Annotated in this window: 7 protein-coding genes, 25 tRNA genes and 1 rRNA gene; all 33 read left to right on the top strand. The window is 36.3% G+C overall.

Annotated elements, in window-relative coordinates:
* The first annotated feature begins 11 nt into the window (after positions 1 to 11).
* The 33 genes from rrf to IDG60_RS20480 all read left to right on the top strand — a co-directional run bounded on the left by rrf (position 12) and on the right by IDG60_RS20480 (position 9221).
* Positions 12 to 126: ribosomal RNA gene (gene rrf, locus IDG60_RS20640) — 5S ribosomal RNA — on the top strand.
* A gap of 11 nt (positions 127 to 137) precedes the next feature.
* Positions 138 to 213 (top strand) — tRNA-Val (locus IDG60_RS20635).
* 16 nt (positions 214 to 229) lie between these two features.
* Positions 230 to 305, top strand: a tRNA-Thr gene (locus IDG60_RS20630).
* 5 nt (positions 306 to 310) lie between these two features.
* Positions 311 to 386, top strand: a tRNA-Lys gene (locus tag IDG60_RS20625).
* A 3-nt stretch (positions 387 to 389) separates the two neighbouring features.
* Positions 390 to 471 (top strand) — tRNA-Leu (locus IDG60_RS20620).
* 3 nt (positions 472 to 474) lie between these two features.
* Positions 475 to 549: transfer RNA gene (locus IDG60_RS20615), tRNA-Gly, on the top strand.
* Between the two features lie 10 nt (positions 550 to 559).
* Positions 560 to 648: transfer RNA gene (locus tag IDG60_RS20610), tRNA-Leu, on the top strand.
* Positions 649 to 666: 18 nt separating this feature from the next.
* Positions 667 to 740, top strand: a tRNA-Arg gene (locus tag IDG60_RS20605).
* A 9-nt stretch (positions 741 to 749) separates the two neighbouring features.
* A tRNA-Pro gene (locus IDG60_RS20600) sits at positions 750 to 823 on the top strand.
* Between the two features lie 17 nt (positions 824 to 840).
* A tRNA-Ala gene (locus IDG60_RS20595) sits at positions 841 to 916 on the top strand.
* 21 nt (positions 917 to 937) lie between these two features.
* A tRNA-Met gene (locus tag IDG60_RS20590) sits at positions 938 to 1011 on the top strand.
* A gap of 28 nt (positions 1012 to 1039) precedes the next feature.
* Positions 1040 to 1113 (top strand) — tRNA-Ile (locus IDG60_RS20585).
* A 9-nt stretch (positions 1114 to 1122) separates the two neighbouring features.
* A tRNA-Ser gene (locus IDG60_RS20580) sits at positions 1123 to 1212 on the top strand.
* A gap of 10 nt (positions 1213 to 1222) precedes the next feature.
* Positions 1223 to 1298 (top strand) — tRNA-Asp (locus IDG60_RS20575).
* Between the two features lie 38 nt (positions 1299 to 1336).
* Positions 1337 to 1429: transfer RNA gene (locus IDG60_RS20570), tRNA-Ser, on the top strand.
* A 14-nt stretch (positions 1430 to 1443) separates the two neighbouring features.
* A tRNA-Met gene (locus IDG60_RS20565) sits at positions 1444 to 1517 on the top strand.
* Between the two features lie 21 nt (positions 1518 to 1538).
* Positions 1539 to 1614, top strand: a tRNA-Asp gene (locus IDG60_RS20560).
* Between the two features lie 18 nt (positions 1615 to 1632).
* Positions 1633 to 1705 (top strand) — tRNA-Phe (locus tag IDG60_RS20555).
* 7 nt (positions 1706 to 1712) lie between these two features.
* A tRNA-Thr gene (locus tag IDG60_RS20550) sits at positions 1713 to 1788 on the top strand.
* 5 nt (positions 1789 to 1793) lie between these two features.
* Positions 1794 to 1874 (top strand) — tRNA-Tyr (locus tag IDG60_RS20545).
* Between the two features lie 15 nt (positions 1875 to 1889).
* Positions 1890 to 1963, top strand: a tRNA-Trp gene (locus tag IDG60_RS20540).
* Between the two features lie 2 nt (positions 1964 to 1965).
* Positions 1966 to 2038 (top strand) — tRNA-His (locus tag IDG60_RS20535).
* Between the two features lie 11 nt (positions 2039 to 2049).
* Positions 2050 to 2121: transfer RNA gene (locus IDG60_RS20530), tRNA-Gln, on the top strand.
* Positions 2122 to 2126: 5 nt separating this feature from the next.
* Positions 2127 to 2200 (top strand) — tRNA-Cys (locus IDG60_RS20525).
* A 7-nt stretch (positions 2201 to 2207) separates the two neighbouring features.
* Positions 2208 to 2282 (top strand) — tRNA-Gly (locus tag IDG60_RS20520).
* A gap of 128 nt (positions 2283 to 2410) precedes the next feature.
* Positions 2411 to 2494 (top strand) — tRNA-Leu (locus IDG60_RS20515).
* Between the two features lie 547 nt (positions 2495 to 3041).
* A complete protein-coding gene (locus tag IDG60_RS20510; protein ID WP_000063582.1) occupies positions 3042 to 4103 on the top strand; it encodes a PTS sugar transporter subunit IIC in 1062 nt (353 codons plus the stop codon).
* A 257-nt stretch (positions 4104 to 4360) separates the two neighbouring features.
* Positions 4361 to 5818 carry an ABC transporter substrate-binding protein/permease gene (locus tag IDG60_RS20505; RefSeq protein ID WP_000649908.1) on the top strand — a complete coding sequence of 486 codons (1458 nt, stop codon included), beginning with the start codon at positions 4361 to 4363 and terminating at the stop codon, positions 5816 to 5818.
* Complete coding sequence (locus tag IDG60_RS20500) at positions 5811 to 6533, top strand: amino acid ABC transporter ATP-binding protein (RefSeq protein ID WP_000590809.1); 723 nt, start codon at positions 5811 to 5813, stop codon at positions 6531 to 6533. The genes IDG60_RS20505 and IDG60_RS20500 overlap by 8 nt, the downstream gene beginning before the upstream one ends.
* 150 nt (positions 6534 to 6683) lie before the next feature.
* On the top strand, positions 6684 to 7811 hold the full coding sequence (gene queG, locus IDG60_RS20495; protein WP_000379980.1) for a tRNA epoxyqueuosine(34) reductase QueG: 1128 nt from the start codon (positions 6684 to 6686) through the stop codon (positions 7809 to 7811).
* 4 nt (positions 7812 to 7815) lie between these two features.
* Positions 7816 to 8286 (top strand): tRNA (uridine(34)/cytosine(34)/5-carboxymethylaminomethyluridine(34)-2'-O)-methyltransferase TrmL, encoded by a 471-nt coding sequence (gene trmL / locus IDG60_RS20490; RefSeq protein ID WP_000181394.1) that lies wholly within the window; start codon positions 7816 to 7818, stop codon positions 8284 to 8286.
* Positions 8287 to 8444: 158 nt separating this feature from the next.
* Positions 8445 to 9044, top strand: a complete 600-nt coding sequence (locus tag IDG60_RS20485) for a 6-phosphogluconolactonase (protein ID WP_001251224.1) — start codon at positions 8445 to 8447, stop codon at positions 9042 to 9044.
* A 24-nt stretch (positions 9045 to 9068) separates the two neighbouring features.
* On the top strand, positions 9069 to 9221 hold the full coding sequence (locus IDG60_RS20480; RefSeq protein ID WP_000031108.1) for an SAS053 family DNA gyrase inhibitor: 153 nt from the start codon (positions 9069 to 9071) through the stop codon (positions 9219 to 9221).
* The last annotated feature ends 156 nt before the right edge of the window (positions 9222 to 9377 follow it).

Raw genomic sequence — 9377 nt, 5'->3', positions numbered from 1 at the left:
ACATTCATATGTCTGGTGACTATAGCAAGGAGGTCACACCTGTTCCCATGCCGAACACAGAAGTTAAGCTCCTTAGCGTCGATGGTAGTCGAACTTACGTTCCGCTAGAGTAGAACGTTGCCAGGCAGTTTTAAATCGGAGAATTAGCTCAGCTGGGAGAGCATCTGCCTTACAAGCAGAGGGTCGGCGGTTCGAACCCGTCATTCTCCACCATTTATTCTTACATATTGCCGGCCTAGCTCAATTGGTAGAGCAACTGACTTGTAATCAGTAGGTTGGGGGTTCAAGTCCTCTGGCCGGCACCATGGAAGAGCCATTAGCTCAGTTGGTAGAGCATCTGACTTTTAATCAGAGGGTCAGAGGTTCGAATCCTCTATGGCTCACCATTTGCGGGTGTGGCGGAATTGGCAGACGCACTAGACTTAGGATCTAGCGCCTTACGGCGTGGGGGTTCGACTCCCTTCACCCGCATATGCAGAAGTAGTTCAGCGGTAGAATACAACCTTGCCAAGGTTGGGGTCGCGGGTTCGAATCCCGTCTTCTGCTCCATTTTTATAGTGCCGGGGTGGCGGAACTGGCAGACGCACAGGACTTAAAATCCTGCGGTGAGTGATCACCGTACCGGTTCGATTCCGGTCCTCGGCACCATTTTCAATAAAAACATATGCGCCCGTAGCTCAATTGGATAGAGCGTTTGACTACGGATCAAGAGGTTATGGGTTCGACTCCTATCGGGCGCGTTAATTATACGGGAAGTAGCTCAGCTTGGTAGAGCACTTGGTTTGGGACCAAGGGGTCGCAGGTTCGAATCCTGTCTTCCCGATATACTGTAATTATTATGGGGGCTTAGCTCAGCTGGGAGAGCGCCTGCTTTGCACGCAGGAGGTCAGCGGTTCGATCCCGCTAGTCTCCACCATATTATTTACAAACTATATAAGGCGGTGTAGCTCAGCTGGCTAGAGCGTACGGTTCATACCCGTGAGGTCGGGGGTTCGATCCCCTCCACCGCCACTATTTATTAGTTGTAAAATTATATTTAGGACCTTTAGCTCAGTTGGTTAGAGCTAACGGCTCATAACCGTTCGGTCGCAGGTTCGAGTCCTGCAAGGTCCATATAATTTTGGAGGAATACCCAAGTCCGGCTGAAGGGATCGGTCTTGAAAACCGACAGGGGCTTAACGGCTCGCGGGGGTTCGAATCCCTCTTCCTCCGTTTTACTAATGGTCTCGTAGTGTAGCGGTTAACACGCCTGCCTGTCACGCAGGAGATCGCGGGTTCGATTCCCGTCGAGACCGCCATTTAATTTTATAATTAATAGCGATTTACCTATAATAATGGAGGAATACCCAAGTCCGGCTGAAGGGATCGGTCTTGAAAACCGACAGGGCCTTAACGGGCCGCGGGGGTTCGAATCCCTCTTCCTCCGCCATTATTTTTTATTATCGCGGGATGGAGCAGTTCGGTAGCTCGTCGGGCTCATAACCCGAAGGTCGGTGGTTCAAATCCGCCTCCCGCAATACATAGTTTTTAATTTAATAGGTCTCGTAGTGTAGCGGTTAACACGCCTGCCTGTCACGCAGGAGATCGCGGGTTCGATTCCCGTCGAGACCGCCATCATTACATTTTTATTATGGTTCAGTAGCTCAGTTGGTAGAGCAATGGATTGAAGCTCCATGTGTCGGCAGTTCGACTCTGTCCTGAACCATTTCTTAGCCGGCCTAGCTCAATTGGTAGAGCAACTGACTTGTAATCAGTAGGTTGGGGGTTCAAGTCCTCTGGCCGGCACCATTTATGGAGGGGTAGCGAAGTGGCTAAACGCGGCGGACTGTAAATCCGCTCCTTCGGGTTCGGCAGTTCGAATCTGCCCCCCTCCATTTATTATTTTTAATAGGGGCATAGTTCAACGGTAGAATAGAGGTCTCCAAAACCTTTGGTGTGGGTTCGATTCCTACTGCCCCTGCCATGGCGGCTGTGGTGAAGTGGTTAACACATCGGATTGTGGTTCCGACATTCGAGGGTTCGATCCCCTTCAGCCGCCCTTATTATTAATGGGCTATAGCCAAGCGGTAAGGCAACGGACTTTGACTCCGTCACTCGTTGGTTCGAATCCAGCTAGCCCAGTTATTGGCGGCATAGCCAAGTGGTAAGGCAGAGGTCTGCAAAACCTTTATCACCGGTTCAAATCCGGTTGCCGCCTCCAGGTTTATGCGGGAGTAGTTCAACTTTTAGAACACGTTCCTTCCCGGAACGAGGTATAGGTGCAAATCCTATCTTCCGCTCCATAATTTAATAATAATGCGGGAGTATTTCAACTCTTAGAATACATTCCTTCCTGGAATGAGGTATAGGTGTAAATCCTATCTTCCGCTCCATAATTGCTTCCAAAGGGAAGTTTTTTGTTTACCATTAAGCCGGTGTGGCGGAATTGGCAGACGCGCGGGACTCAAAATCCCGTTCCACTTGTGGAGTGTCGGTTCGACCCCGACCACCGGTATAATTAACTGTTATTTACATAACATAACGTATTAGAAACCTTGTAAAACAAGGTTTCTTTTTATTTCTCTCTATACAATACAAATAAAAGTGGACTCAAATGGCACACGCTTTAATAGACTCTATGTCAAATTGTAATGATGAGTTCAATATTGGAAGTTAAGCAACTATGCATTGTTTAACTTCTTTTTTTGGTATTACATTAATGATAATGATTATATTATCTGGGGTTATATATTTGTTTCAACTTTTCTAATAATATATTTGTAAAAGTGCTATTTTATTGTGCTTTATACCAAGTCGATTCAATTTATCTATCTTAATAGTAATATGGCTATTTTAATATTTACAATTTATTACATTATTAGTCACAGGATGTAATTAGTAGTATTTTAAGATTAGCATGACATTGATTAGTGAGTAGATTGTTTAAATTTACTTTATTCATTTTGTGGATTGTTATATTTAGATTAAATTAGCCAACTAATCATTGTTAAAGTTAATTTTCTATAATATGATGAGTTTAATGTTCAAATTGGAGGTCGTTTATGAGTAACGCAAATAATGCTGATAATAAACAGTTTTTCAGTAAGATTTTAAATTCTATTGGTGCTGGTGTTGTTATTGCACTTGTTCCGAATGCTTTATTAGGTGAAGTATTAAAAATATTTAAAAGTGGTAATGAAATTTTAGAATTAACGTATCAGTTAGTGATACTAATTCAATCATTTATGGCATTTATTATTGGGGTTTTAGCTGCTCATCAATTTAAATTTAATGGTGCAGGTGCTGCTATAGTAGGTACATCAGCTATGATTGGTTCAGGTGCTGTTGTATATAGCAATAATAGTTTTATGTTAAAAGGTATAGGTGACATTATAAATACGAGTTTGGTTGTTATTATTGCATGTCTTATATATATGGTATTACAAAACAAACTTGGATCTTTTGAATTAATTATATTACCAGTTTTAGTACCTATCGTTAGTGGGGGTATCGGTCTAATCACATTACCTTACATTCGAAAAATTACTCAAGCAATTGGAAATGTAATTCATTCTTTTACAGACTTAAATCCGTTGTTAATGTCTATACTTATTAGTGTGGCATTTTCATTATTAATGGTAACACCAATATCGTTAGTAGCGATTGCAACTGCGATTAGTTTAAACGGACTAGGAAGTGGAGCAGCAAACCTAGGTATAGTGGCTGCCTGTGTTACTTTCTTATTTGGCTCATTGCGTGTCAATTCTATTGGTGTAAATGCAGTTTTACTCATAGGAGCTGCAAAAATGATGATCCCAGTTTACTTGAAAAATTTAATTATTTCGATACCATTGACTATAAATGGAATAATTACTGGAATCATTGCTTACGTTCTTCAGGTTAAAGGAACACCATTGTCTGCTGGATTTGGATATACAGGATTAGTTGGCCCAATAAATGCATTTAACCGAATGTCAGGTGATCCAACAATGAATATTATTTTATTAGCACTTGGTTATTTTGTCATACCATTTGTATCGGCATTTATTGTTCATGAATTGTGTAAAAAATTCATTCCTATATATTCTAATGATATTTATAAATTTGAAGTTCCAAAACAATAATTGATAGCTTGATGACAAGAATAAGTTTTAATATATGATAAATATAGGCGTTACTGTCAATAAGATATTGATAGTAGCGCTTTTTTGATTGATTTTAAAATGTGAGATTTGTTCACGTATAATAGCGGATTTTTTATGTACAGTCTTTTAAAAAGAAGCTTTTCTTTATATTGATAAAAATACATTTATAAAACACTATTGCATCAAAATGTATTAATATGTATAATTATGAATATTAATTAGGGAGGGCTGTATAAATGAAGTGTTTAATTAGGTTTATATTAGTATTAGGGTTGTTAATTAGCAGTGCTATGGTGTATATCAATCCCACAGCACATGCTGAACAAGATCAAACATGGGAGAAGATTAAAGAACGCGGTGAACTTAGAGTGGGTCTTTCTGCAGATTATGCACCAATGGAATTTGAGCATACAGTTAATGGTAAGACTGAGTATGCAGGTGTAGATATTGATTTAGCTAAAAAAATTGCGAAAGATAATAATTTAAAATTAAAAATCGTCAATATGTCATTTGATAGTTTGTTAGGAGCTCTTAAAACTGGAAAAATTGATATTATTATTTCCGGAATGACTTCAACGCCTGAACGTAAGAAGCAAGTTGATTTTTCAGATTCATATATGATGACTAAAAATATCATGCTTGTAAAGAAAGATAAAGTTAATGAATATAAAGATATCAAAGACTTTAATAATAAAAAAGTAGGGGCACAAAAGGGAACTGAACAAGAAAAAATCGCTCAAACCGAAATTGAAAATGCATCTATTACTTCATTAAGCCGTTTACCAGACGTTATATTAGCATTGAAAAGTGGAAAGGTTGAAGGTGCTGTAGTTGAAAAACCTGTAGCAGAAGCATATTTAAAACAAAATCCTAAATTAGGAATTTCCAATGTGAAATTTAATGAAGAAGAAAAAGATACAGTGATAGCTGTGCCAAAAGATTCACCAAAATTATTGTCACAAATTAATAAAACGATTAAAGAGGTTAAAGATAAAGGATTAATCGATAAATATATGACTAATGCTGCAAATGCGATGAATGATGACAGTGGTTTTATTTCTAAGTATGGTAGTTTTTTCTTGAAAGGAATTAAGATTACAATATTAATTTCACTTATCGGTGTTGCATTAGGTTCTATTTTAGGTGCATTCGTTGCGTTAATGAAATTAAGTAAAATAAAAATTATTTCATGGATTGCTTCTATCTATATCGAAATATTAAGAGGAACACCAATGTTAGTTCAAGTATTTATCGTATTCTTTGGTATAACTGCTGCATTAGGACTAGACATTTCAGCTCTTGTTTGTGGAACAATTGCATTAGTTATTAATTCCTCAGCTTACATTGCTGAAATTATTCGTGCAGGTATAAATGCTGTTGATAAAGGACAAATGGAAGCCGCACGTAGTCTAGGTTTGAATTATAGACAAACGATGAAAAGTGTAATTATGCCACAAGCAATTAAAAATATTTTACCAGCTTTAGGTAATGAATTTGTCACTTTAATTAAAGAATCATCTATTGTGTCAACAATTGGAGTTGGCGAAATTATGTTTAATGCACAAGTGGTTCAAGGTATTTCATTTGACCCATTCACACCATTACTAGTGGCAGCAGCATTATACTTTGTCTTAACATTTGTACTTACACGCATTATGAACATGATTGAAGGGAGATTGAATGCCAGTGATTAAAATAAACAATCTTAATAAAGTTTTTGGAGATAATGAAGTTTTAAAAGATATCAATCTTGAAATCAATCAAGGGGAAGTAGTAGCAATAATAGGTCCATCTGGTAGTGGTAAAAGTACATTGTTAAGATGTATGAATTTATTAGAAGTACCCACTAAAGGTCAAGTGATTTTTGAAGGCAATGACTTAACGGAAAAAGGGACACAAGTAGATAAACTACGTCAAAAAATGGGTATGGTATTTCAAAACTTCAACCTATTTCCACATAAAAAAGTTGTCGATAATATTATTTTAGCTCCTAAATTATTAAAGAAAGATAATAACGATGAATTACATAAGGAAGCATTGTCGTTATTAGATAAAGTGGGATTAAAAGAAAAAGCAGATGTATATCCGAATCAATTATCAGGTGGTCAAAAGCAAAGGGTTGCAATTGCAAGAGCTTTAGCAATGCATCCAGATGTTATTTTATTCGATGAACCAACTTCAGCATTAGATCCTGAGGTAGTTGGTGATGTATTAAAAGTAATGAAAGACCTAGCCAAAGAAGGTATGACCATGGTGGTTGTGACACATGAAATGGGATTTGCCAAAGATGTAAGTGACAAAGTCATATTTATGGCAGATGGCGTTGTCGTAGAGTCAGGCACACCAGTCGAAATATTTGAACAACCGCAACATGAAAGAACACAAAATTTCTTAGCAAGAGTATTATAACAACCTAACGAAGCTTGAATATATGATGCGCACCACAAAGTTATATCATATATTCAAGCTTTTTATTATTAAAATTATGTGAAATGAAACCTCAATATGAATAATGGTTGTGTTAAAATAACATAGTATTATTTTATGGGGGGCATACGATTGGATACAAAGCAGTTAAAGCAAGATATCATTGACTATGCATATACAATTGGTATCGACAGTATTGGATTTACAACTGCCGATCCCTTTGATGAATTGAAGCAAAAGCTAGAAGCATATCATGCAAATGGTTATGCCTCAGGATTTGAAGAATCTGATATTGCTTTACGAACGGAGCCTAAATTATCCTTACCAACAGCAAGGTCAATCATAGCAATTGCAGTTGGTTATCCTAACAAACTGAAAGGTGCACCTAAGAGTGTTAGAGGTGATCGCAGAGGCTTATTTGCTAGAGCATCGTGGGGTCAAGATTATCATACAATTATGCGTAAACGATTAGACATGTTAGCTGCATTTATTGAATCTAAAGTTCCAGATGTTGAAATCAAATCTATGGTAGATACGGGTGTATTATCAGATAGGGCAGTAGCAGAACGTGCAGGTTTAGGATTTGTTGGTCGTAATGGCTTTGTCATCAATCCTAAACTAGGAACATGGACATACCTCGGTGAAATGTTAGTCAGTATACCTTTTGAACCTGATGATCCATTATTAGATAGCTGTGGTGATTGTACAATTTGTGTTGATCGTTGTCCAACAAGTGCATTAGTTGGAAATGGCCAATTAAATAGTCAGAAATGCATTAGTTTTTTAACGCAAACAAAAGGCTATATGCCTGACCAATATCGTTATAAAATTGGGAATAGATTATATGGTTGCGATACGTGTCAACAAGTTTGTCCGAAAAATAGAGGTATTAATACCGAACAAGATGACATCATTTTGGAACCAGAAATTTTAAAGCCAAGATTAGTACCTTTACTACGTATGTCTAATAAAGAATTCAAACAAACATATGGTCACCTTGCAGGTGCTTGGCGTGGTAAAAAGCCGATACAACGAAATGCTATTTTAGCATTAGCGCATTTTAATGAAGTGGATGCAATTCCAGAATTGAAAAAAGTTGCAACAACAGATGAAAGACCGATGATTCGAGCAACTGCTTATTGGGCCATTGGTCAAATTCTTGGGGAAGAAGCAAGAGATTTTATCAATGCTAATTATGATCAAGAGGATGCAGAAGTTCAGAATGAAATGATAAAAGGATTAGACACAAGGAGAGAATAGTAATATGACAAATCATATCGTTTTATATCAACCAGAAATCCCAGCTAATACTGGTAACATTGCACGTACGTGTGCAGGTACAAACACACATTTACATTTAATTAAACCTCTTGGATTTAGAACTGATGATAAAATGTTAAAAAGAGCCGGTTTAGATTATTGGGAATTTGTGAATATTACGTATCATGATAGTATTGAAGCATTTTTTGAAGCCACAAATGGCGAGTATTACTTATTAACAAAATTTGGTAAAAAGACTTATAGTGATTTTGATTTTTCAAATCATGACAAAGATTTTTACTTCATTTTTGGAAAAGAGACGACAGGATTACCAGACTGGGTGAAAGAGAAATATCAAGACACAGCGTTAAGAATTCCTATGAGTGAACATATTCGTTCATTAAATTTATCAAATACTGCTGCGTTGTTAATTTATGAAGCGTTACGTCAACAAGATTTTCCAGGATTGAATTAAAATTCGTCTATTTTCATTATAAAAATGATACTTAAGTGCTATATTTAGAGTATAACCATGTTAAAGTTAAATGGTTTGATATATTGAAAGTTAGGGTATAATAATTATTAATATCGCCGTTTTTATGTAAAATGCAAACTAAGAGGAGTGTAGAAATCATGGCAATGAACTTTAAAGTCTTTGACAATAGTCAACTTGTAGCAGAATATGCTGCTGATATTATTAGAAAGCAATTTAACAATAATCCTACTACAATTGCAGGTTTTCATTTAGATACAGATCAAGCGCCAGTTCTAGATGAATTAAAGAAAAATGTTGAAAAACATGCTGTTGATTTTAGCCAAATAAATATTTTAGATTATGACGATAAAAAATCATATTTCGAAGCGTTAGGTGTACCAGCAGGTCAAGTTTATCCAATTGCTTATGAAAAAGATGCAATCGAATTAATCGCTGATAAGATTAAAACTAAAGAAAATAAAGGGAAATTAACATTACAAGTTGTTTCTATCGATGAGCAAGGTAAGTTAAATGTTAGTATTCGTCAAGGACTAATGGAAGCAAGAGAAATTTTCTTAGTAGTGACAGGTGCTAATAAACGAGATGTAGTTGAAAAATTATATCAAGAAAATGGTAAAACAAGCTTCGAACCAGCCGATTTAAAAGCACATAGAATGGTAAATGTTATTCTTGATAAAGAAGCGGCTGCAGGTTTACCTGAAGATGTTAAAGCTTACTTTACGTCACGCTTTGCTTAATTAAAAATCTGTGAGGTATTGATTATGTCTAAAGACAAAGATCCAAAATTAAATTATCATGAAGAAGAAAACAGTATGGTAACGGATTTTGAAGATTTAAAAGAATTAGGTAAAGAAATGGAACAAATCTCTGATCAAAATGATCAAGAAAAAAATTCTGAAGAAGACAGTCAGTAAAGTATTATAATTGTGTAATATTCAGTTATTTATCATGTAAATAATGTATAGTATAGAACATATATCAAATAGGATTGATTATCTTGAATATGAAGTTAGGTAGCATTTTGTTACCTAGCTTTTTTATTATATTCATAGAAGCTGACTTTCTGCCAG

It is taken from the genome of Staphylococcus sp. EG-SA-2 (genome assembly GCF_017152085.1).
This window is presented reverse-complemented; position numbering and strand designations above follow the sequence as displayed.

Excerpts from the sequence above, each read along its gene's own strand:
- IDG60_RS20480 (WP_000031108.1), top strand. The coding sequence starts at position 9,069 with ATGTCTAAAGACAAAGATCCAAAATTAAATTATCATGAAGAAGAAAAC.
- IDG60_RS20505 (WP_000649908.1), top strand. The coding sequence starts at position 4,361 with ATGAAGTGTTTAATTAGGTTTATATTAGTATTAGGGTTGTTAATTAGC.
- IDG60_RS20510 (WP_000063582.1), top strand. The coding sequence starts at position 3,042 with ATGAGTAACGCAAATAATGCTGATAATAAACAGTTTTTCAGTAAGATT.
- IDG60_RS20485 (WP_001251224.1), top strand. The coding sequence starts at position 8,445 with ATGGCAATGAACTTTAAAGTCTTTGACAATAGTCAACTTGTAGCAGAA.
- trmL (WP_000181394.1), top strand. The coding sequence starts at position 7,816 with ATGACAAATCATATCGTTTTATATCAACCAGAAATCCCAGCTAATACT.